21 protein-coding genes, 1 tRNA gene and 2 pseudogenes are annotated in these 22,897 nt (G+C 38.3%); 15 read left to right on the top strand and 9 right to left on the bottom strand.

Annotated features, from left to right (window positions below; genetic code table 11):
* Window positions 1-7 precede the first annotated feature (7 nt).
* From ABD909_RS02730 to ABD909_RS02715, 4 genes and pseudogenes are all read right to left on the bottom strand, one after another.
* Entirely contained in the window at window positions 8-403 is a 396-nt protein-coding gene (locus tag ABD909_RS02730; protein ID WP_345096429.1) for an MliC family protein, read from the bottom strand.
* An 18-nt stretch (window positions 404-421) separates the two neighbouring features.
* Window positions 422-811 (bottom strand): MliC family protein, encoded by a 390-nt coding sequence (locus ABD909_RS02725; protein ID WP_345096428.1) that lies wholly within the window; start codon window positions 809-811, stop codon window positions 422-424.
* A 406-nt stretch (window positions 812-1,217) separates the two neighbouring features.
* On the bottom strand, window positions 1,218-2,351 hold the full coding sequence (gene aroB, locus ABD909_RS02720) for a 3-dehydroquinate synthase (RefSeq protein WP_345096427.1): 1,134 nt from the start codon (window positions 2,349-2,351) through the stop codon (window positions 1,218-1,220).
* Window positions 2,326-2,956: pseudogene (locus ABD909_RS02715) on the bottom strand (shikimate kinase). The gene aroB and the pseudogene ABD909_RS02715 overlap by 26 nt, the downstream one beginning before the upstream one ends.
* A gap of 260 nt (window positions 2,957-3,216) precedes the next feature.
* On the opposite strand from ABD909_RS02715, the gene ABD909_RS02710 reads away from it, so the two are divergent.
* The 3 genes from ABD909_RS02710 to ABD909_RS02700 all read left to right on the top strand — a co-directional run bounded on the left by ABD909_RS02710 (window position 3,217) and on the right by ABD909_RS02700 (window position 5,978).
* Window positions 3,217-4,155, top strand: coding sequence for a site-specific tyrosine recombinase XerD (locus ABD909_RS02710; protein WP_345096426.1), 939 nt, complete (start codon window positions 3,217-3,219; stop codon window positions 4,153-4,155).
* Between the two features lie 78 nt (window positions 4,156-4,233).
* Window positions 4,234-5,190, top strand: a complete 957-nt coding sequence (locus ABD909_RS02705; RefSeq protein ID WP_345096580.1) for an acetyl-CoA carboxylase carboxyltransferase subunit alpha — start codon at window positions 4,234-4,236, stop codon at window positions 5,188-5,190.
* 38 nt (window positions 5,191-5,228) lie between these two features.
* A complete protein-coding gene (locus tag ABD909_RS02700; protein ID WP_345096425.1) occupies window positions 5,229-5,978 on the top strand; it encodes a L,D-transpeptidase family protein in 750 nt (249 codons plus the stop codon).
* A gap of 849 nt (window positions 5,979-6,827) precedes the next feature.
* Here the strand turns inward: ABD909_RS02700 and ABD909_RS02695 are convergent.
* The 3 genes from ABD909_RS02695 to ABD909_RS02685 all read right to left on the bottom strand — a co-directional run bounded on the left by ABD909_RS02695 (window position 6,828) and on the right by ABD909_RS02685 (window position 10,457).
* Window positions 6,828-7,889, bottom strand: coding sequence for a CobW family GTP-binding protein (locus ABD909_RS02695; protein ID WP_345096424.1), 1,062 nt, complete (start codon window positions 7,887-7,889; stop codon window positions 6,828-6,830).
* A 30-nt stretch (window positions 7,890-7,919) separates the two neighbouring features.
* Window positions 7,920-9,023 carry a D-alanyl-D-alanine carboxypeptidase family protein gene (locus tag ABD909_RS02690; RefSeq protein WP_345096423.1) on the bottom strand — a complete coding sequence of 368 codons (1,104 nt, stop codon included), beginning with the start codon at window positions 9,021-9,023 and terminating at the stop codon, window positions 7,920-7,922.
* 636 nt (window positions 9,024-9,659) lie between these two features.
* Window positions 9,660-10,457 (bottom strand): lysophospholipid acyltransferase family protein, encoded by a 798-nt coding sequence (locus ABD909_RS02685; RefSeq protein WP_345096422.1) that lies wholly within the window; start codon window positions 10,455-10,457, stop codon window positions 9,660-9,662.
* Window positions 10,458-10,586: 129 nt separating this feature from the next.
* Between ABD909_RS02685 and thiD the strand changes: the two genes are divergently transcribed.
* Together thiD and ABD909_RS02675 are read left to right on the top strand one after the other, a co-directional pair.
* Window positions 10,587-11,444: a bifunctional hydroxymethylpyrimidine kinase/phosphomethylpyrimidine kinase gene (gene thiD, locus ABD909_RS02680; protein WP_345096421.1), complete on the top strand. Its 858-nt coding sequence runs from the start codon at window positions 10,587-10,589 to the stop codon at window positions 11,442-11,444.
* A gap of 429 nt (window positions 11,445-11,873) precedes the next feature.
* Window positions 11,874-12,126: pseudogene (locus ABD909_RS02675) on the top strand (DNA adenine methylase); the annotation flags it as partial.
* Between the two features lie 156 nt (window positions 12,127-12,282).
* Here ABD909_RS02675 and ABD909_RS02670 read toward each other — a convergent pair.
* Window positions 12,283-12,357, bottom strand: a tRNA-Gly gene (locus tag ABD909_RS02670).
* Window positions 12,358-12,550: 193 nt separating this feature from the next.
* Here ABD909_RS02670 and ABD909_RS02665 point away from each other — a divergent pair.
* From ABD909_RS02665 to ABD909_RS02635, 7 genes are all read left to right on the top strand, one after another.
* Entirely contained in the window at window positions 12,551-13,528 is a 978-nt protein-coding gene (locus ABD909_RS02665; RefSeq protein ID WP_345096420.1) for an ABC transporter substrate-binding protein, read from the top strand.
* Between the two features lie 60 nt (window positions 13,529-13,588).
* On the top strand, window positions 13,589-14,485 hold the full coding sequence (locus ABD909_RS02660; protein ID WP_345096419.1) for an ABC transporter permease: 897 nt from the start codon (window positions 13,589-13,591) through the stop codon (window positions 14,483-14,485).
* Window positions 14,478-15,272, top strand: a complete 795-nt coding sequence (locus tag ABD909_RS02655) for an ABC transporter ATP-binding protein (RefSeq protein ID WP_345096418.1) — start codon at window positions 14,478-14,480, stop codon at window positions 15,270-15,272. The genes ABD909_RS02660 and ABD909_RS02655 overlap by 8 nt, the downstream gene beginning before the upstream one ends.
* Window positions 15,273-15,276: 4 nt before the next feature.
* Window positions 15,277-16,317, top strand: a complete 1,041-nt coding sequence (gene holA, locus ABD909_RS02650) for a DNA polymerase III subunit delta (RefSeq protein ID WP_345096417.1) — start codon at window positions 15,277-15,279, stop codon at window positions 16,315-16,317.
* 367 nt (window positions 16,318-16,684) lie between these two features.
* Window positions 16,685-17,617: a prephenate/arogenate dehydrogenase family protein gene (locus ABD909_RS02645; RefSeq protein WP_345096416.1), complete on the top strand. Its 933-nt coding sequence runs from the start codon at window positions 16,685-16,687 to the stop codon at window positions 17,615-17,617.
* Between the two features lie 204 nt (window positions 17,618-17,821).
* On the top strand, window positions 17,822-18,676 hold the full coding sequence (locus ABD909_RS02640; protein ID WP_345096415.1) for a YihY/virulence factor BrkB family protein: 855 nt from the start codon (window positions 17,822-17,824) through the stop codon (window positions 18,674-18,676).
* Window positions 18,677-18,688: 12 nt separating this feature from the next.
* A complete protein-coding gene (locus tag ABD909_RS02635; protein ID WP_345096414.1) occupies window positions 18,689-19,183 on the top strand; it encodes a YaiI/YqxD family protein in 495 nt (164 codons plus the stop codon).
* Window position 19,184: 1 nt separating this feature from the next.
* On the opposite strand, the gene ABD909_RS02630 is transcribed toward ABD909_RS02635, so the two are convergent.
* Entirely contained in the window at window positions 19,185-19,880 is a 696-nt protein-coding gene (locus ABD909_RS02630; protein ID WP_345096413.1) for a TlpA disulfide reductase family protein, read from the bottom strand.
* 33 nt (window positions 19,881-19,913) lie between these two features.
* On the opposite strand from ABD909_RS02630, the gene argH reads away from it, so the two are divergent.
* The 3 genes from argH to lysA are packed head-to-tail and all read left to right on the top strand — an operon-like array spanning window position 19,914 to window position 22,829.
* Complete coding sequence (gene argH, locus ABD909_RS02625; protein ID WP_345096412.1) at window positions 19,914-21,314, top strand: argininosuccinate lyase; 1,401 nt, start codon at window positions 19,914-19,916, stop codon at window positions 21,312-21,314.
* Between the two features lie 60 nt (window positions 21,315-21,374).
* Window positions 21,375-21,554, top strand: coding sequence for an LPS translocon maturation chaperone LptM (gene lptM, locus ABD909_RS02620; RefSeq protein ID WP_345096411.1), 180 nt, complete (start codon window positions 21,375-21,377; stop codon window positions 21,552-21,554).
* 9 nt (window positions 21,555-21,563) lie between these two features.
* Entirely contained in the window at window positions 21,564-22,829 is a 1,266-nt protein-coding gene (gene lysA / locus ABD909_RS02615) for a diaminopimelate decarboxylase (protein WP_345096410.1), read from the top strand.
* Window positions 22,830-22,897: the final 68 nt, after the last annotated feature.

Below are 22,897 nucleotides of genomic sequence, written 5' to 3'. Positions count from 1 at the left end.
CGTATTTTTATTTTGTTTTTCGTTCTTCTTCTACACAGTAAATGGGCTTTTCTTCTTTGGGATCGTTGATGAGATCGTAAAATACGACTTCATTTTTCGTTGTCCACCATACATATTGACCTCCAACATATTTTGCCCCAGAAGCACTCATGCTACGCGAACCAATAATGCGTTTGCCTTTCCATTTGAAGTCAACGAGTGAAATATTGCCAGCGTTGAGATAGCTTGCTTCAACACGTTCTTTATTTGTATCTATATCACATTGATAAGCAATAGTTTCTGTCGTTGGTTCTGGATCATTTGGTACCTCAATGACTAAAGAAGCAGCAAAGGTATTGAGTGAACTAAAAAGAAATAGGCTCAAAACAGCACACAATCTTGTGGTAAAAATGTTTTTTTTCATAATGCTTCCTTAAGTTCTTTAGAATAATAATGTTGATTCATCTTTGCAAAGGATAGGATTTTTTTCTTCTGGATCATTAATAAGATCGTAGAGTGTAACTTCTTTGTTTTTCTCCCACCAGATATATTGTTCTCCCATAAATTTTGCTCCAGAAGCAGCGATGACATTGGCTGCAATAATGCGATCACCTTTCCATTTGAAATCAACCAATGAAATATGACCAGCGTTGTGATAAGTTGCTTCAATACGTTCTTTATTTGTTCCCGTATCACATTGATAGGTTACGGTTTGTGTTGTTGGTTCTGGATTATCTGGCATTTCAATGACTAAAGAAGCAGCAAAAGTATTGCCTAAACTAAAGAGACTTGAAGTGGCCAAAAATCCTAAAATATGTAAAGTTTTTTTCATAATACTTCCCTATATTGTGCACAGGAATCATTTGACTTATATGATGGTGTCCACGGCAGGATTCGAACCTGCGACCCCAGGATTCATACCACTTCGATTTTCATCGCCAGCTTTAGAAGCTGTTTGTGGTCTGGACTGTCTCTTTACCGTAGAGCGTATGCTCTTTAGGTGCTGCCCGTTCAGTCTCTACACCTTCCTCTCCCTTAAAAAGAGGCTTGGCTCGGGATTGGCATATAGTTTCCTATGAAGCTTTCCCCGAATTTGAGCAGATCCACTTTAAGAATTTCTTCTCAAAGCGCCCAATTTCTTTAGGAATCCTGTGCTCTATCCTACTGAGCTACGCAGACATCATCATCACTATTCTTTAATAGAAGTATAAAAACGAATCAATTATATTCAATATGAATTAACGAATTTTCGCTAATTTTTGTTCCAGAAACGATAAAACTGCGTTTGGTGAAACATTTTTTGCAATAAATGATTGACCAAGTCCACGTGTTAAAATGAACGTTAAATTGTTTTGCGAAACTTTTTTGTCTTGGGCAATAAAATTCATCAGTGTTTCAGCATCTGGTAGTGTTCCTGGGATGTCCTTTAGTTGTGTAGGTAATCCTATGGCTTTAAAATGGGTTTCAATACGGTCTATAAGTGCGGAATCTATTAAATTTAATTGTGCAGAAAATTGGTGGGCTAGAATCATTCCAATTGCTACAGCTTCGCCGTGAATTAAGCGGTTTGAATCATAAGCGGTTGCTGTTTCAAGCATATGTCCAAATGTATGACCAAGGTTTAAGAGTGCACGTTCTCCTGTTTCGCATTCGTCACGTGCTACAATATCGGCTTTAAATTGGCATGAGCGGACAATAGCTTCTGTTCGCATAGGGCTATTGGAGAAAATCTCTTGCACGTTTTTTTCAAGCCATGCAAAGAAGTCAGGCTGGTTAATGAGACCATATTTGACCATTTCCGCGTAGCCAGCGCGAAATTCGCGTAAGGGCAGGGTATCAAGAACAGATGTGTCAGCAATAACACATTGCGGTTGATAAAAAGTGCCTATAAGATTTTTGCCATATCGGCTATTGATACCGGTTTTTCCCCCAACAGAGGAGTCAATTTGTGCAAGCAATGTTGTGGGCATCTGAATAAAATTCATGCCGCGGCGTATGATACTTGCAGAAAATCCTCCCAAGTCGCCAATAACACCACCACCAAAAGCGATAATCCAGTCACCTCTTTCTAAACGTGCAGAAAGAATTTTATCAATGACAATTTGCAAGGTTGAAAATGATTTTGATTGTTCCCCTGCTTCTACAACAATTGGAACAGTATGAATTTTATTTTTTATTAATTCTTTCTGTAATGTCTCCAAGTGAAGGGAGGCAACATTGCTATCTGTAATAATTCCCAAACGCATTTGACGCAAATCTTTTTGCTGAAGAGAGCGCTTGATTTGCAAAGCCGCTTGTGCAAGGAGATTTGGTCCAATGATAATGTCGTAACAGTGCTTGTTTAGTTTAACGGTAACGGTCTTGGCTTGCATATTTGTTCTTTCTATCGTTATTCTGTATCGAGGTAGTGTTGTACAGATCGTATGACGGTTTTGGCTACGATAAGACGGTTTTCTTTATGACTGTTAATTATTACATTTGCTTTTGCATAGATAGGATAACGCTGTTCCATGAGTTTTTGCATGGTTGCCTTAGGGTTTTCTGTTTGAAGGAGTGGTCGCGTTTTTCGCTTTGAAACACGTTGCATGAGGATATCAAGATCAACTTTGAGCCAAATGGATATAGCATTTTGCTGAATGGTTTTTCGAATGTCTTGATTTATGTAAGCACCACCACCTGTTGCTAAAATGAGAGGACTTTTTTTTATCAGGTTGAAAATAACACGCTGTTCAAGAGCGCGGAATTCTGATTCACCATAAGTTTTAAAGAGTTCAGTGATGGTCATTTTTGAGGCTTGTTCAATTTCATGATCAGAATCATAAAAGGGTAAACGAAGCATAGTGGCAACGCGTTTGCCGATGACTGATTTTCCTGCACCCATCAGACCAACAAAGACAAGAGATCGGTTCCCAAGAGATGATAAGAGCTGATTCTTTATTTGTGTTATCGGAATACGTTTTAGTCGATTATTTTCCATAATTTATTTCGGCATTTATCTGCTTTAAAGTCAATTCTTGTTAATTTTTATACTGTATAATAAAAGATGAAGTGTTCGGGAGAGAGTTTATTATCTTATGCCAACGTTGACCAGATTTTTGATGATTCTTTTTATTTCACTTGCTATCCTTTTTACTATCATGATTACTCTTGTGGTTTTTGTTAAACCAGTCACTGTAGATATGTATATCGATGTTCCTTTAGATTCATTGAATCTTTCTTCAAAAGCGGATCAATGAAATGAAAGATGCTGCTGTGATAGAGCGTTTTCTTGAGATGATGAGTGCCGAACGAGGTGCTTCTGACCATACGCTTGCAGCTTATCAGCATGATTTGCAGTGGGCACAGGAGATATTGGCTTCGCAATCTCTTTCACTTTTTGCAGCACAAAGAGAAGATTTAATTGGTCTTTTGTCGCTTATGCATACTCTTGGTTGTGCAGCATCTTCACAAGCGCGTCGTTTATCGACTTTGCGTCAATTTTATCAATTTCTTTATGCCGAAGGATTGAGAGCAGATGATCCTTCTCATAATATTGATGCACCGCGTCAGATACGTCCTTTGCCGAAAATTATCAGCGAAAATATGGTAACGAAATTGCTTGATTTTGCGCAAGTAGAAGCTTCTCAAGCAGATTGTGGGTCAAAGGAGCATTTGCATGCAGTACGTCTTCAGTTGTTGATGGAAATGCTTTATGCAACAGGGCTCCGTATTAGTGAATTGGTGAGTCTTCCTGTGCAAGCTGTTCGCGGAAAAGGGTATAGTTTTTTGGTGCGCGGAAAAGGCAAAAAAGAACGAATGGTGCTTTTATCAAAAAAAGCACACCAGGTTCTTTCACAGTGGTTAGATTTGCGTGATCAGGGAAAAGATGCTGCAAGTCCTTATCTTTTTCCTGCCCATTCAAAGACAGGTTATATTGCGCGGCAAGTTGTGGCACGGGAGTTGAAAGGTCTCGCCATAAGAGCAGGGATAAAAAGTGATAGCTTTTCTCCCCATGTGTTGCGCCATGCTTTTGCTAGTCATCTCTTGCAAAATGGTGCGGATTTGCGTGCTGTTCAACATTTGTTAGGTCACTCTGATATTGCTACTACTCAGATTTATACTCATGTATTGGAAGCAGGGCTTTATCGTCTTGTGAATGAGCATCATCCTCTTACCGATGAGCAGAAGGCTCCTTAAAGAAAAGGTGATATTTTTGAAAAAAGCTTTATGAAGTGGATTATAAGTGTATAAGTGACACAAAATAAGTTGGATACAATGTATAATTATCTTGATTTTGAAAAACCAGTTGCTGATCTCGATGGAAAAATTCTTGAATTAAAACAAATTGCTCAAGAAGAGGGCAGCCTTGATATGAGTGATGAGATTGCACGCCTTGAGGTGCGTTCTCAAACGGCGTTGCGCGATATTTATAAAAAATTATCGCCATGGCAAAAAACACAAGTAGCTCGCCATCCTGATCGTCCCCATTTTATGGACTATTCTGCACGTTTACTCAGCGATGTTACACCTTTGGCAGGAGATCGTAAGTTTGCTGAAGATGAGGCTATTCAAGCGGGGTTTGCACGCTTTAGGGGGGAAGCAGTTGCTTATATAGGTCAAGAAAAAGGGCATGATACCCAAACACGTTTACGTTATAATTTTGGTTCTGCGCGTCCAGAAGGTTATCGTAAAGCTGTACGCATTATGGAAATGGCTGATCGGTTTGGTTTACCTCTTCTTACTTTTGTTGATACAGCAGGCGCTTATCCTGGAGTAAGTGCTGAAGAACGCGGTCAAGCAGAAGCAATTGCCCAATCAACGGCAGCAACTTTGCGCCTAAAAATTCCTGTTGTTTCGGTTGTTATTGGAGAAGGTGGTTCTGGAGGAGCCATAGCAATTGCTGCTGCTAACAAAGTTTATATGTTAGAGCATGCGATTTATTCTGTTATTTCACCAGAAGGCGCTGCTTCTATTTTATGGCGTGATCCAGCGCGGGCAAAAGATGCTGCAATGAATATGCGTATTACCGCGCAAGATTTGTTTCGGTTAAAAATTATAGATGGTATTATTCCGGAGCCTTTGGGAGGCGCTCATAGAGAAAAAGAGACTGTAATTGATGAGGCGGGCGCTGTGATTTCAGAGGCTTTAAAAGCTATGGCTGGAAAAGATGGTGAAGAGCTTAAAAAAGATCGTTGGGAAAAATATCTTCAAATTGGTAGGTCATTAGCGTAAATCATTTCTTGTGAGGGGATGGATAGGAGTTTAATTCGATGATATTCAATAGATTCCTTGCAGTATGTTTATTGTTTGCAATGGGAATATTAACAGCTTGTGAGGGAAGATTGCCTGCTTCTATTCGCGCTAAAGTTGAACAGCCTTTACCCCAAGAAATCCAAAATAGAATGCTATTGTACAACGTCGATCCTTATGCGCCGATTATGATGCGGTTTTTTAAGGAAGAAAGTGTTGCTGAAATTTGGAAACAGTCTCGTTCAGGGGCTTTTATGTTGATGGCGCGTTATGGTATTTGCAAATGGTCTGGTCAGCTTGGACCTAAATATAGAGAAGGAGACCGTCAGACACCAGAAGGGTTTTACACCATTAGTGCAAATCATATGAATCCTTATTCAAAATATTATCTTTCTTTTAATATCGGATTTCCTAATCTCTACGATCAAGCAAATGGTAGAACGGGAAGTAATCTGATGGTGCATGGTTCTTGCTTTTCCGCTGGTTGCTATTCCATGAGTGATAAGAATATGGCACAGATTTATGCTTTTGCACGCGATGCTTTTAAAGGTGGACAGAGAGAATTTCAGTTACAGGCTTTTCCTTTCCGTATGACTGATGACAATATGGAACGCCATAAGACTGATCCTCATTATCCGTTCTGGGTGATGCTTAAGGAAGGTTATGATTTTTTTGAAGAAAATCGTATGCCTCCAACGGTTTATGTTTATGAAAAGCGTTATGTTTTTAATCGTGGCACTCATAAAACTTCAATGACTCTAACGCGGTGAATATTGTCTTATCATAAAATGGAATGCTCATTATTTTTTATCTGTAATGTTATGAATTTTGTTTTGCAGTATGGTCATATAAAATCCGTTAGTGCGTATTAAACAACGGTTTTATGTTCATCTTTTCATCAATAAAGTGAAGATATCTATCGTTCAAGTGAAACTATCTTAAGGTGAGGTTTGTCTGGGGAAGGCAATCACATGAAGTGGTGAGCAGGTGGAGTTTATTAAAGGGTAATAGCTTAATTTGTCATAGTAATTTATTATTTTGTAACTTTGGGGAGAGATTCTCATACCATAAGATTTTCTTATGACAAACTTGTTTATATTAAATTGTTTGAAATCATTTATTTTATACGTCACAAATGGAGAGCGTGTGGATGAAAAATTTAAAGAAAAGATTTCTATGAACAATACTTAAATGTAAGAGCTGTCATAATTGATAGCTAGAATAGCGATAATGGTATCGGCTTGTCCTTTCATGAGTGTAAAGATAGTAGGTGTTGTAGAATGGATCTTATATTATGTCATTTATAGAGGGGTACCAATCTACTCTTTACTAGTATTGTCGTGAAATAGACTTATATGCGTTGAGAAATGTCTCTTTAAAACAAGTGCGTGAATTGGTACCATAATGTTATTTTATGTTGCACTGTTTTGCGTGAGGAACAATGGCATCCTTCAGAAAATCAATCTGATTACAGATTGCTGGTGGATAGAAGTTCTTGTCTTTTAGGATGCGGCTAAAATGATATGTTCGTGTTTTTTGTAGGATATCATAGAGCATATTCGGAAGTTAGCAGTATTATTCATTAAAAGTTTTTATTTTATTGAGTTTGGGAGAGAAGATTAAAACTTTATTCCTGGAATACTCAGAGGGTTATCTAATAGAGCAGTTTTGTCTGCTGTATCTATTGCTGGTTTGTTAAAAAAAGCATTGAAAAGTTTTTGTATTGCTTCTTTTTCAACACCGTCGGCAATGATAACGAAACGCGTTTGTATGTTTCTTTTTGGCCACGCTGGTAATCTTGTGGGTGGATGGAAAAATGTTTGTATAGCGTGTAAAACAAGGGGACGGTGTGGATCATCACGTAATGCAATAATTGCTTTAATACGAAGTAATTTCGCACCATAAAGATCTTTTAGGAGTTCTAAAAAAACATCAAGACTAGTGTAATCTATTGGTTCTCCACAGCTTAGTGAAAAAGCATGAATGGTTGAGTGATGTGTATGTTCACTGGGAGAGATATTATGCTGTTGTTTATGTCGTGTATTTTCTATTTTTTCATCCCATAATGTTTTGCTTATTAATGCATTTGAACAGCAATGATCAGAATGGGCATCAATGATTTGTGCAGTAGGATTAATTGTTTGGAGTGTTTTGAGAAGGGTATTGGAAAGTCTTTTTTCATCAATAAGGTCTGTTTTGGTGAGGATAATTTTATCAGCAATTGCTAATTGTTTGTGTATTTCAGGATAGCATTCAAGGAGGGAAAGCGACTTGAATATATCAAATGTTGTCAAAACGTCGTCGATGAATAATGTTTGCATGAAAACAGGGTGACTTAGAAGAGCTTGTAAAATAGGTGCAGGATCAGCCATGCCTGTTGTTTCAATGATAATGCGATTGAGTGGTTTGAGATCTCCTCTTTGAATGCGATTTATTAAATTAGTCAAAGTATCAATGAGATCACTACGTAAATTGCAGCATAAGCAACCATTGGCAAGTTCGATAATTCCTTCCGTTGTTTTTTCAACTAGAAGATGGTCAATGCTTATTTCACCGAATTCATTGATAATCACAGCACAATCAGCCAAAAGTGGGTCACGTAGCATCCGGTTGAGCAAAGTTGTTTTGCCTGAACCTAAAAAGCCGGTAATGAGGGTGAGTGGAATGCGCTTTATTTTCATGTTTTTACCAACCATTATTTGCCGACTTGATTATAGAACTGTTTTCTTATTTTGATACGGAATATGAAATTTTTTTAGCGATTTTGCTTTTGCTTTCGCTTTATATTGAGGAGTGGATTCATTTGTTTGTGGCTCACTGATAAGTCGTACTTGTAAAGGAAGTATAGAAGAAGGTGGATCAGTAATAAAAGGTGAAGTAAAGATAAGATTTCCTTGATCATCATAAGAATTTGTATGCAATTTTATAGCTTTAGGTGTACACATTTGTTGTTTCATATCATTTACTTTGGTCATTTTAGTACCATAGGGTTTTAGTGTTGCCAGTGTTAATTGAGGTACGCCTTGATGTAAAAAACCTGCTTCAAGCAGTTGTGCAGCTTTTTCTTCTCTTTCGCTTATATTGTTGGCTCCTAAAATAACAGCAATAATTGTGCGTTTATGGCGGGTTGCGGAGGCAACAAGATTAAAGCCAGAGGCACAAATAAAACCTGTTTTCATGCCATCTATGCCATTAAAGCGACCAATGAGGTTGTTTGAATTGGGTTGGATTTTTCGTTTATTACCAAAATCAATGGCAGGAATAGAAAAATAATGGGCATATTGAGGAAATTCACGACGAATTTGAATCGCTAAAAGAGCAATATCGCGTGCTGTGGAATAATTTTGCGGATCTGGTAATCCACTTGCATTGGCAAAATGGGTACCAAACATTTTTAAATTTTGCGCTTCAGCATTCATTTTTTGTACAAAAGCTTCTTGTGAGCCAGCAATCGCTTCACTCATGGCGATGGCTAAATCGTTTGTGGAAGTTGTCAAAGTGATGGTTAAGGCTGTATCAAGGGTGAGAACAGAGCCAGCTTTATAACCTGAACGGTGTGCTGGAGCTTTGGCTGCATATTGACTGATGGTTATATGTTTTTGGGGCGAAATTTCCTCTGCACTTATGGCGCGGAAAATGACATAAGCGGTCATTAATTTTGTTAAAGAGGCTGGATACCAACGCTCAAAAGCTTGATTGTGCGCTAAGATACGTCCCGTTGTAACATCAACAGATATAAAAGGCTGAGCCAGAGAAAGAGTGCTTATCAAACTCAAAATCAAGGATAAAAATAATTTAGTAAAGAGTTTTTGCATGAAGTTTAAGTTAAATACCTTCTTATCAGTGCTTTAAAACTATTCTAATTTAGTACAAAAGGCTTTTTAGTCCATGATCTAGAGGGTAAATGGTTTATAGCATATTAGTTTTGTTTATCGAGATAAAATACACCATTGCTTTTTACTTTTCCCCTTTAAGTTTAACTTTATAGCTTGCAGAATTCTCTAAAGCAGTATCTATTTAAAAATAGATATTAGGTGATGTTTTATCTGTTGTTTTATTGTGCTTTTCTTAAAAAAAGTACACTAAAATGCGCTTTACTATATATTTATTTGAAGAAATGTTTCATTTATCCCAATCTCATCTTTTAGCATGACTTGAGGAGAGTGTAATATAAAATCTATCGAGGATTACCATTTGGTACCTGTTTAGGTTGGCATTATAGTCTATTTGATAACTCTTTAGATGTTGCAACTGCTCTTCTCTTGAGGGAGTTCAGATATATGCACTTTCCTCTTTTTCTTTCTCAAATGTTGCTTGTTCATCTACGATTTTATAAGCTGTAAGAAAATTTTTTAATGATTTATTATATAGAGAGCGAGAGAGAAATTATTCTTATGTTGGATCATTTTAAGGCAATATGAAAAGCAGTAATTATTTTTATACGTCAATATTTAATCAAGCTGTTTCAGTTTTTGAAGCTTTCTCATCGCACAAGGTGGCAGAGGGGGGGGCTGTAAATCTTGTGCTGCTAATAAAAGCAGTTCATCACAGGCTTTTTCTGTTTTTTCGATGAGTTGTTCTAAAAAATCACGTTTGTTTAAACCAGCTTCTATGGGGGGTAGAATGCGAACGCGGATTGTTCCAGGATAACGGCGAAAATTGCCGCGTGGCCAATATAGGCCGGCATTGTGAGCAATGGGAACAACTTGAAGTCCTAATTCATTGTAGAGAGCAACAATCCCTGATTTATAATCTGGTTCTTGACCAGGTTTACGGCGTGTTCCTTCGGGAAAGATGAGGATTTGGCGCTCTTGTTTTGCTTTTTCTTTGGCTTTTTGTATGATGGTTTTCAGGGCTTTGATGGGTGTTGTTCGGTTAATGGGGATAATTTGTGTTTTTGCCATGTACCAGCCAAAAAGTGGAATCCACGTCAATTCACGTTTTAAAATGAGAGCAGGATCATCAAGATAGGGGACAAGGCCAAAGGTTTCCCAAGCGGATTGATGTTTGGGAGCAATAATATAGGGGCCTTTGGGAAGATTTTCTAATCCTTCAATTTCATAATTTGTACCTGCTATGTGTTTTTGTAAAAAAAGTGTAATGCGCGCCCATGTTTTTGGTACAATCCAGGCTTTTTTGCGTGGCATGAAAAAATAAATGGGAGCATAAAGAATCATTTGTACGAAAGTTGTGGTATAAAAAGCTAATGTGAAAAGAATAGAACGAAGGATAAGCACTAGATTTTCCATTTTATATCTACAAAAAGACCGTATATATAACGTAATTTACATGAGAAAACATCTCTTTTTATGTTTTTTCATGCTTCTCTTTTTTAGGTAATTCATTTTCTAATATTTAAAAACAGAAGGAAAGAGTTGATGGAATTACAAAAAGATGAACTTTTTATTCCACGGATTTTATCTATTGCGGGAACAGATCCTTCTGGTGGCGCTGGAATGCATGCGGATTTAAAAGTTTTTTCAGCCATGAAAACTTATGGTATGAGTGTGGTTACAGCTGTTGTTGCACAAAATACTCAGGGTGTGCGTTCTTTCCAAGCGTTGGAAGCTTCTTTTGTTGCTGATCAAATTGATTCAGTCTTTGAGGATATTCATGTTGATGCTGTTAAAATTGGTATGGTGGCAAATGCTCAGATTGCAAGGGTTATAGCAGAGCGTCTTGCTCATCACAAAGCGCGTTTCATTGTTTTTGATCCCGTTATGGTGGCAAAAAGTGGAGATGTGCTTTTACAGCCTGACACCATTGAAATTATGCGTGATGTTCTTGTGCCCATGGCAACTTTGATCACGCCCAATTTACCTGAGGCATCTCTGCTGTTGGGATGTGAGGTGCAATGGTCATTAAACTCCATGTACCAATATGCTCCACAATTGCTGGAACTTGGTTGTAAAGCAGTTCTGTTAAAGGGTGGGCATTTGAGCACGCTTGCGAGAGAGAGTATGGAGAATGACAATTCTTCTAGTCCGGATCTTTATTGTGATGGTGAAGATCTTGTCATGCTTGATGCGTCTCGTCTCAAAACCACTCATGATCATGGTACGGGTTGTACTATTTCTGCTGCAATTGCAGCATTATTGCCTATACAGCCTTTGTTTTGTGCGGTTAAACAAGCAAAGGACTATTTACATGGAGCTTTATCTGCTGCAGATGTTTTGCAAGTTGGGAAAGGACGTGGCCCTCTTCATCATTTTTATGAATTATGGAAGAGTGTATGAAACAATTGATATAAAAAATCCTGTTTTCTGCGTGTTTCGTCGTAATATTTTTTATGTTCATATAAAAAATGATAAAACAAGTGCCATTGGGAACGAGAATTTAGTTTAAGTGGAAAGAGGTGGGATAAGGGAGATAAAATGAGCAAATTGCTAAGGTTGATCGATTTTAGGCCATGCTTTGCAATAACGATTGTTGTTATTAGATAGTGTATTTGTATCAGTCATTCTGTTTACGATTATTTTTCAACATGTAATCAGATTTGTCGGGGCAAATAGAGGGGAGTGTTTTGTTGAATATTGCAATTATTTTAGGATCTGTGCGTCAACCATCGTTAACAAGAAATTTAGCCCATTGTTTGGCTGGATACCTATTCGTGCGGGGTGGATTGTTTCATTAGGTTGATTTTCGTGAACAATCTTAGTCGATTGCTGTTCTATCATCATGATGTGGAGGCTTACTATGGAAAGGATTTGTTTAAGCGTGAGAATTATCAGATGATGTCTGTGCTGCTTGCGCAATTATAAGGAGAAGTTTCTTCTGTCTCTTAATGATGTGCCTATAGAGATACGAAAAACTTTCAGTCAATTTAACTTAAAAGAGATGAGAACAATTTATTCGTGTAATTTGTCAAATGATGCGATTCCGGCAAAGGAACTGATCATTACCAATTGTGATCTTTAAGAGAAAAGAAAAAGATAAATTAAATGACCTTTGAAAGGTCTTTGAAGACCCTTTGAGAAACTCTTAAAAATTATTTGAAAGAAAATAAATTGGCACAAAAATATACAAAATCTGCTGACAAGCTACAACAAAATTTAATACATACAAAATTCAAAATGGAGCGGGCGATGGGATTCGAACCCACGACCCCAACCTTGGCAAGGTTGTGCTCTACCCCTGAGCTACACCCGCTCACCGATTCGAAACATATTTTGCTTCAGATGCTGCCTGTATGGCGTAGGCTTTAACGAATTGCAACAAAAAAATAACATGTCAGTCTGATTTATTTTGTAAATATTTCAAAAATAAAAATAACGATTGATTTTACCAATACTCTTCAATAAATTGCTCCTCTTTAATTGTTGCAAAAGAGGGGCGGAGTAGAATGTTGAAAAGAGTCAATATATTATGCATTGTAATTGCAACTGTTTTTATTATGAGTGGCTTTGCAAAAGCTGGTGATCACGTTAAACACATTAAAGTTGCAGTTACACAAATTATGGTACATCCTGCTGCAGAGGCTGTTCGTAAAGGGATTATAGATACGCTAGCAGAAAATGGTTATAAGCAGGGTGAAAATTTCGAATTGAGCTTTTTATCAGCACAGGGCAATATTTCTACAGCAACGCAAATTGCACGCAAGTTCGTTGGTGATAAACCCGATGTTATTGTAGCAATTACCACACCTTCAGCTCAAACAATGGTTGCGGCAACGAAAACAATCCCTATTGTTTTTGCTGCGATTTCTGATCCTGTTGGTACCAAAATAGTGTCTTCGCTTACCAAACCTGGTGGAAATGTAACGGGAGCTTCTGATCGCATAGATGTGGAAGCAACTGTTAAACTTTTGCAAGAAGTAAAACCAGATTTAAAAAGAATTGGTTTCCTTTATAATGCTTCTGAAGCCAATTCTGTTGCGACATTGAAAATCTTAAAAGATGTGGCAAATAAAGCTGGCATTGAAATCATTCCTTCATCGGCGCCTAAACCTTCTGATGTTCAGGCAGCAACACGCGCTTTAATTGGTAAGGTAGATATCATTTTTATTCCCGCTGATAATACGGTGCTTTCTGTTTTAGAGGGGGCCGTAAAAGTTACACAGGAAGGAAATATGCCTGTATTTACTGTTGATTTTAACGCTCTTGGGCGCGGACCTTTTATGACACAGGGTGTGAATTTCTACGATGTTGGGGTTGATGCTGGAAAACTGGCTGTGCGTATTCTAAAAGGTGAAAGGCCTGGCGATATTGATGTTGTACAGGCAGCTAATAACGACATTAGAATTGATATGAAGGCAGCAAAGAAAGCTGGTATTGTTATTCCACAGGCAGTTATTGAACGTGCGACAAAAGTTCTTCAATAGGCTTTTCATATAATATTGACACAATAAAAGTACGTTAAATTTTTATAGGGTTATCTTTGGATGAGTATATTTGCTTTTTCTGGCGCTGTGGAGTTAGGTCTTGTTTATGCGTTTGTGGCTATAGGGGTTTATCTCTCTTTTCGCGTTTTAGATTTTCCTGATTTAACGGTTGATGGTTCATTTCTTCTTGGCTCCTGTGTTTGTGGGGTGTTGATTCTTTTAGGTTTCAATGCGTGGATTGCTATGGCTGGCGCTTTTTGTGCTGGGATGTTGGCAGGTTTGATAACAGCTTTGCTCAATTTGCGTTTCGGTATTTTAAATCTTTTGGCTTCCATTTTAACAATGTCAGCGCTCTATACGGTTAATCTTCGTATTATGGGGATTATGGGAAGCTCTAATATTAATTTGGCACTTTCTGATACGGCGTTAACACCCTTTTATAATCTGTTTGGCTTGTCTGATATTTTTGTGCGTCCTCTTTTTATTGGTGCCGTGTTATTAATTATGGCATTTTTGATTTGGCGCTTTTTGGAAAGTGAAATAGGTCTTGCTATGCGTGCAATGGGAGCTAATCCACGGATGGCTACAGCGCAAGGCGTTCATACCTCAGCATTGATTTATTTTGGTATGGGGCTTTCTAATGCCTGTGTTGCTCTTGGAGGGTCCCTTTATATTCAAACTGCAATTGCTACCGATATTACTGGTGGAGCTGGTACGATTGTTTTCGGTTTAGCAGCGGTTATTATTGGGGAAACTCTTTTTCGTACGCGTAATATTTTTTGGATTATTGTCAGCTGTATTGTGGGTTCCGTTCTTTACCGTGTTGCTGTGCAATTTGCTTTTGAAGCAAATGGAATTGGTATTGATACATCGACAGATCTACAATTGATCACTTCGTTGCTTGTTGTTTTGGCTCTTATTATACCGCGTTATTGGGGGAGGCGTAAACATGATTGAATTTTCACATGTGGGCGTTACATTTAAACCGCAAACACCTTTGCAAAAACAAGCCTTAATAGATGTTAATCTCAAGATTGATCGGGGCAGCTTTGTTACGGTTATTGGCTCAAATGGTGCTGGTAAATCAACTTTGCTGAGCGTTTTAGCAGGCCCAACTCTGCCCACCACAGGAAAAGTAATCATCAATGGACAAAATGTTTCTAGGCAATCGGTGAGTGAGCGTGCGGGAAGGGTTGCTTGTGTTTTTCAAGATTCATCAATAGGAAGCTGCGGTTCTTTAACAATTGAAGAAAATTTGGCTCTTGCTGCTCTTCGGGGGAGTCGTCGTGGTTTGCGTTCAGCCTTAAATCATGAAAAACGACAATTTTTTCGAGATGAAATTGCTCAATTGGGTATTGGTCTTGAAGCATATATCCATAATCCTATGAACAGTTTGTCAGGGGGACAACGCCAAGCGGTTTGTCTTGTGATGGCTACCTTGGCGCATGCGGATGTTTTATTGTTGGATGAACATACCTCGGCTTTAGATCCTGGAATGGCTGATTTTGTGATGCAATTGACCGAAAAAATCGTTGAAGAGAAAAAATTAACAACTATTATGGTGACGCATTCTATGCGGCAAGCGCTTGATCATGGAGATCGAACATTGATGTTGCATGGCGGAAAAGTGATTTTAGATGTCTGTCAGGAAAAACGTCAAGGCTTGAATGTCAATGATTTAATTGGCCTGTTTCAAAAGGTTCGTGGGGAAGCTCTTGATGATGATGAACTGTTAATGGATTAATATTTTGGCTCAGAAAAAAGCACATGAAGTTGATCATTTTCTAACGCGTCTCTCACGTGCTTTTCCTATTGTTCTCATTTATGGACCAGATCGAGGGCTTGTTTGTGAGTATGCACAACGCTTTGCTAAGCTTACACAGGTCGCAATAGATGATCCGTTTTCAACAATTCGTTTGGATGCGACTGAGATTGATAAAGATCCTGCTCGTTTGGGAAATGAAGCGAATACTTTATCACTCTTTGGAGGCGATCGTTTGATTTGGATTTCTCATGCTGCTAACCAAAAAGGTTTTCTTACAGCCTTAAAGCTTTTAATTAAGGAACCTCCAGAGAAAAGTTTTATTCTCATTGAGGCGGAAGATTTGAAAAAAGGAACAGGCTTACGAAATGTTATTGAAACGGCAGCAAAAGCAATGGCTCTGCCTTGTTTTGCTGATGATACTCGTTCTCTTGATGGTCTGATTGATGAGGTTGTGGGTTATTTTAAAAAGAGCATTTCTTTGGATGCACGCAAGTGGTTGCATGAAAGTTTGGGAGGAGATCGCCTTGTTTCTCGAAGTGAATTAGAGAAGCTTTGTCTTTATGCTGCTGATAGACAGATTACTCTTGAGGATGTGAAAGCTATTGTGAGTAATGTGAGTGCTGTTTCTTTCGATGAAGTCATTGATGCTCTTTTATTGGGTGATATATCAAGTTTTGAAGCACATTTTAGCCAAAATGCTCCATTGAGTGGTGCATTTTTTTTGATTTTGAGTACCGCACAAAGGCATTTTCAGCAACTGCAGCTTTTGCGTTATCAAGTGGAGGTTGAAGGAAAACCTCCTTCTATTGTGATTTCTCAAGCACGGCCACCAATTTTTTTTCAACGGAAAAAAATCGTTGAACAAGCTTTAAGATATTGGAAATTAGAGCAGATTTCCTCCGCGATGGAAAGAATTCAAACTGCTGTTTTAGAAAGCCGTAAAAACCCATTTTTGAGTGAAGCGATTATTCGCCAAGCTTTGCTGGGACTTACAATTGCCGCGCGGCGCCAAAAAGTTGCTTAAAGTATTACACTGTATTTGTAAGAGTTTATTTGAAAACTTGGAAAGTTTTATGGAAAATGATTGTTGTTATTGCTCAAGAATTTAAAAGAGAGCATTTGTATTTTGTGCCATGAAGCCTGTTTGTGGGCCCAAAATTTCATGTTTTAAGGCTCGATGTTATGCTTCCTGTCATTATTGTGGGTATTTTTCAGATAAGATAATTTATTAATGGCTTGTGCTAAGTGGTTATTGGTAGGTTTGCTGTGACCTTATTATTTTATTTTCTTGTTGGTTGTGATTTTTAAAATGTTTGGTACATAACTCTTAAACAAAGAAGTAAATAAATTTTGCTTTTATGCAGCTTTCAAAGAGACTTTAAAGGTGAGAAATGCTCCATATACGGTTTGAAAAAATAGCACTTATAGGGATTGGTTTGATTGGCTCTTCTTTAGCAAGAGTCATTAAAAAGAAAAATCTTGCAGCTCAAATTTCTATTGCAACGCGTCGTCAAGAAACATTGGAAAGAGCACGTGAATTGGAACTTGGGGATTTTTATACAACCGATAATGCAGAAGCTGTCAAAGGAGCCGACCTTGTGATTGTTTCTGTTCCTGTTGGAGCAAGTGCTGAGGTGGCAAAAACCATTCGTGATTATTTAAAACCTGGAGCGATTGTAAGTGATGTTGGTTCCACAAAAGAATTGGTCATTGCAGAAATGGCACCTTTATTGCCCAAAATAGTTCATTTTATTCCAGGGCATCCGATTGCCGGAACAGAATATTCAGGACCCGATGCTGGTTTTGCCGATCTGTTTGTAAATCGCTGGTGTATTTTAACGCCTTTTGCTGAAAGTGATGCTGGGGTGGTTGCGCAATTGACAGCATTTTGGGAAGCTTGTGGTGCGCGTGTCGAAAAAATGGACCCTAAACATCATGATCTTGTCTTGGCGATTGTTTCGCATTTGCCCCATTTGATTGCTTATAATACTGTTGGAACAGCCAGTGATCTAGAAAAGGTAACCAATTCGGAAGTGATTGCTTATTCCGCTTCAGGCTTTCGTGATTTTACCCGTTTGGCATCTTCTGATCCTGTTATGTGGCGTGATATTTGTTTGCATAATAAGGAAGCTATTTTAGAAATGTTGAGCCGTTTTACTGAAGGACTTACTGCTTTAGAACAGGCTATTCGTTTGGGAGATGGGGAAACACTGTTTAGCTTTTTTACACGTATGCGTGCTGTGCGTCGTAATATTATTGAAGCGGGACAGGAAATTGATACGCCTGATTTTGGGCGCCATAGTGTTTTTAAAGAGGGCGTGTGAAAAAGGTTTTGTATTATATTCATTTTCATCGCCTTTGGTTCTTAATCTATAAAATTTTTTGATTGATTCTTTTCACTTTTAATACATAGTGAGATTTGACCATATTGACTATTGCCCTTTATATTAAAAGATTGCTGTGGAATTTTGATGATTGTTGTGAAGCTTTTATAAATTACAAAGAGTGTTACCAGAAAGTATTGAGATTTGTTAAAAAATATCTTTTGGTATAGCTATCGTATTTTTGTTAATGCAATAAGCCATTATTGGCGCGATAATGGCAGTGCTTTTGCTAGTCATGTTGCTTTGTCGGGGCTGCTAGCGTTTTTTCCTTTTTTTATTTTTGGAACATCTCTTGCCAGTTTTCTTGGCGCTTTTACCTATACACCACAAAAAATTAAAGCGCTTGTTTACTTATTGCCAGATGTTATTGCGGATCCTTTATCAAAGGAAATTATCAATGTTTTAACCGTTCAGCGAGGGGATGTATTGACGATTTCTGTCATTGGAGCAGCTTATTTTGCCTCTAATGGGGTAGAAGTTTTGCGTGCGGCTTTAAACAAAGCTTATCGTGTCACTGATCGGCGTGGTTTATTGTTTTGTCGTTTCCAAAGCTTGTTTTTTGTCATTCTTGGTGCAGTTGGTCTTGTGGTGATTAGCTTTTTGTTGGTTTTGGCACCTTTGTTGATCAAAATTATGCAAAATCAATCTTTTTTTATGAGTGAATATATCGGTGTTATTCGTCTATGGCGTTATGTTATCGCCGTTGTTATTTTGTTTGTTAGTCTTTTGATTGTTCATAAATGGCTTCCAGCAGAAAGGCGGAAATTTATAGATATTTTACCAAGAGTCTTGGTAACAATGTCGGTGTGGTTTATGGCTTCCATTGCTTTTGCACACTATTTAGCAATGTTTGATTATATTTCTACTTATGCGGGGTTGGCATCTATTATGGTTGCTATTATTCTTCTTTACATATTAAGTGCAATTTTTATTTTGGGAGGCGAAATAAACGCAGCAATCATGTTTTATCGCAATCGTTTGCAGCATTTAAAGACGTGAAAGAACGAATGCGTGTGTGAAAGCCAACAGACGAGTAAACAAATAAAACCTGCCATTACTTTATTGGTTGATGCGGATGCTTGTCCTGTAAAAGCTGAAGTTTATCGTGTGATGAATCGTTATCAGCTAAAAACATTTGTTGTGGCAAATCGTTTTCTCTTTCTTCCAGATGAAGAGCTCATTGAAAGAGTGATTGTGGCTGGTGAATTCAATTGTGCAGATGATTGGATTGTAGAACATGTGCATGAGGCGAGTATCGTTATTACTAGTGATATCCTTTTAGCAGCACGCGTTGTGCAGGCTGGTGGACTTTGTCTTTCGCCAAAGGGGCGTGTTTTTGATATAAACTCTATCGGTCAAGCTTTGGCGATGCGCAATTTGATGGAGGATTTGCGCGAACAGGGCAATATGACAGGTGGTCCCCGTCCTTTGATGCGCAAAGATCGTTCTGCTTTTTTGTCAGCATTAGATGTTGCTATACAACGTTTAAAAAGGCGTGGTTATTAGGTTATTCTGCTTCTTCTATGACAGTTTTTATAAGTGCTTTAGCATCTTCATTAGCCCATGGAGCTGCACCATTATAGGAAGCAATGAGATGACCATTTTTATCAATCAGGAGTGTGATGGGTAATCCTAAAGCTAATCCTTGTTTTCGAATATCGTTGAAAATATTCATTGTTTCATCACGATAGTAGTCTAAATTATCAGCATCAACATTCTGTAAAAATTGCTGAATCTTTTCAGGAGAAGCTGTTTTATCGGTATTAATAGCTATTACATCAAAATTTTTTCCACCCAATTCACGTTTTAATTGCGCTAGTTCAGGCATTTCCGTGCGGCAGGGGGCACACCAGATGGCCCATAGATTGATCAGAATCGGTTTTCCAGAGAATTCAGAGAGTTTGTGATCTTTTCCTTGAAGATCTTTGAAAGAAAGATTGTTCATGTTATAAAGCATATCAGCAAATCGTATGTTGGTGAAAAAGCCTTTTGCTGCTTTTTTTATCGTTTCCATTTTTTCCGTTTGTCTTTTTTCAGTGTTTTTTTCTGAAATAAAGTTGGCAAAAGAAGGCGCTCTCTTGTCATGAGGTGCTTTTATTGCGTATAAACTGATACCAACAAAGATTAAGGCAGTGAGAAAGAATGCGATGACGAGCCTCTTTTTGTTTTTCTTTTTTGTGCTAGTAAAAGTTTGAGGAACCATGATTTTTATCCTTTTTATGGGTATTTTTAGAATATGACAGCCGAGAAATTCAAAAACCAAATGTGGGGAGGCCGATTTATAGCAGGACCTGCTGCAATTATGGAAGAAATTAATGCCTCAATTGATTTTGACCAAAAACTTTATCGGCAAGATATTGAAAGTTCACTTGCTCATGTTGCAATGTTAGCGCAAACAGAGATTATTTCACAATCAGATTATGAAAAAATTGTGCATGGTTTAAAACTTATTCGTCAAGAAATTGAGGATGGTAGGTTCATTTTTTCACGAAAACTTGAAGATATTCATATGAATATTGAAGCACGACTCTGTGAATTGATTGGTCCGGTTGCTGGACGTTTGCATACGGCTCGTTCACGTAATGATCAAGTAGCCGTTGACTTTCGTTTGTGGGTGCGTGAAGCAACACAGAGAATAGCGCAAGCTTTAAAGGGATTAATAGAACAATTACTTGTTCGAGCTGAGCAACATGTCGATAGTTTTATGCCAGGTTTTACGCATTTACAATCAGCACAGCCTGTAACATTTGGTCATTCTATGATGGCTTATGTTGAAATGTTTGCTCGCGATTTATCACGGATGCGGGATGCGGTTGAACGAATGAATGAATCGCCGTTAGGGGCTGCCGCTTTGGCAGGAACAAGCTTTCCGATTGATCGTTTTATGACAGCACAAACATTAGGCTTTCGAGAACCAACACGCAACTCCATTGATAGTGTTTCGGACCGTGATTTTGCTTTGGAATTTTTAAGTGCTGGTGCTCTTTGTGCTATGCATCTTTCGCGTTTGGCAGAAGAAATTATTCTTTGGTCAAGTGAACAATTTCATTTTATTCGTTTGTCAGATGCTTTTTCTACTGGCTCGTCTATTATGCCGCAAAAGAGAAATCCTGATGCAGCAGAATTGATAAGGGCTAAAACAGGACGACTGAATGGCGCACTGATGGGGTTGTTAACTGTGATGAAAGGATTGCCCCTTGCTTATTCAAAAGATATGCAAGAAGATAAAGAATATGTTTTTGATGGTGCTTTGAATCTAGAGTTGTCGTTGGCAGTAATGACAGAGATTATAGGTGATTTGCAGGTCAATAAAGAAGCAATGAGGCAAGCAGCCGATTTTGGTTATGCAACGGCAACAGATTTTGCGGATTGGTTGGTGCGTGTGCTAGGGCTTCCTTTTCGTGAAGCACACCATATTGCGGGGCGTGTTGTCGCGTTGGCAGAAAAAAAACAATGTCGCCTTCATGATTTGTCATTGGCGGAGCTGCAAAAAATATGTCCTAAAATTAATGCAACAGTTTTTGATGTTTTAACGGTTGAAAAGTCAGTTGAAAGTCGTAAAAGTTTTGGAGGTACAGCGCCTTCAGAAGTACTTTACCAAATTGCCTATTGGAAAAAGCGTCTTGTGACAGCTTGAAGAGTTGGCTTTATAATTCAATAATATAAAAAGAAATATCGATAGGAGAGAAAAGGGCATATGAAAAGCATTTTAAGGAGTTTAACAATTGTCCTTTTGGGGGGTATTGTTCTTATTGGATGTGGGCGTAAAGGCGCGTTGGAAATGCCACCTTCAAGTGTACAGAAGCCTGTAAAAGGCGAATCTGTTGCCAAAAATGAAGATGATAAAGCTTTTATTCTTGACCGTTTGATAAAATAAGGGGGAGATGTGCAGTTTTTCTCTTATCGTCAAGCTATGCTCCATGCTGAAGGGCTCTCATTTCCTGCTCTTGTACAGGATGTGGGGACACCTTTTTATTGTTATTCAGCTAATGCATTGCTGACACGTTTTAAGGATTATCAAAAGGCATTTTTTGAAATGCCCAGTTTGATTGCTTATGCGGTTAAAGCCAATTCTAATCAAGCCGTTTTACGGCTTTTGGCGGTAAACGGATCGGGAGCTGATGTGGTTTCAGAGGGTGAATTGCGGCGCGCACTTGCTGTTGGTATTCCTGCCCATCATATTGTTTATTCTGGGGTTGGTAAAACAGTTAGAGAGATAGATTTTGCTCTTTCTCAGGATATTTATTGTTTTAATGTTGAATCAGAGTCAGAACTTGAACAATTGTCTCAGCGTGCTGTAGCATTGGCAAAAACAGCACGTGTCTCACTGCGTATTAATCCAGATGTTGATGCAAAAACGCATAAGAAAATTACAACAGGAAAGTCTGAAAATAAATTTGGTATTCCATTGGTGTTCGCAAGGGAGGCTTATAAAAAAGCCGCTTCTTTACCTGGATTGCAGGTTTGCGGTGTCGATATGCATATTGGAAGTCAAATTTGTGATTTAAAACCTTTTGAGGAGGCTTTCGTTATTATCGCAGATTTTGTGCGTCAATTATGGAGCGATGGCTATGTGATAAAGCATATCGATATTGGTGGTGGTCTTGGTATAACATACGGTCATGAACAACATGTCGTACCCTCTCCTTTTGATTATGCAGCGCTTGTGAAAAGACATATTGCCCCTTTAGGAATCAATATTATCCTGGAGCCGGGACGCAGTATTGTTGGTGAAGCGGGTGTGTTGGTGACATCTGTTCTCTATTTAAAAAGAGGGAAAGGGCGGAATTTTGTTATTGTGGATGCGGCGATGAATGATTTTATACGTCCAACGCTTTATGATGCTTGGCAGAATGTGATGCCAATAAAACAGACACCAAAAGATGCAGAACATATTCGGGCAGATATTGTGGGTTCTGTTTGTGAAACCGGCGATTATTTGGCCTTAGATCGCTGTTTGCCAATTTTGGCTCCGGGGGATCTTTTAGCGATTATGGGAGCAGGAGCTTATGGAGCAGTAATGGCAAGCACTTATAATAGCCGGCTTTTGGTGCCAGAAATTCTTGTGCAGGATACGCGGTATGCAGTTATTCGTCCACGCCTTGATTATGCACAATTGATAGAATGTGATCATGTCCCTGATTGGATCTAGTCTGTTTTGAGTCTTTTAGGTCTTATTTTTATTAAACTTTGATGAAACAATTTATTTTCTGGAAATTG

Origin of the sequence: Bartonella acomydis (assembly GCF_039543025.1) — a bacterium.
Classification (GTDB): Bacteria; Pseudomonadota; Alphaproteobacteria; order Rhizobiales; family Rhizobiaceae; genus Bartonella; species Bartonella acomydis.
This window is presented reverse-complemented; position numbering and strand designations above follow the sequence as displayed.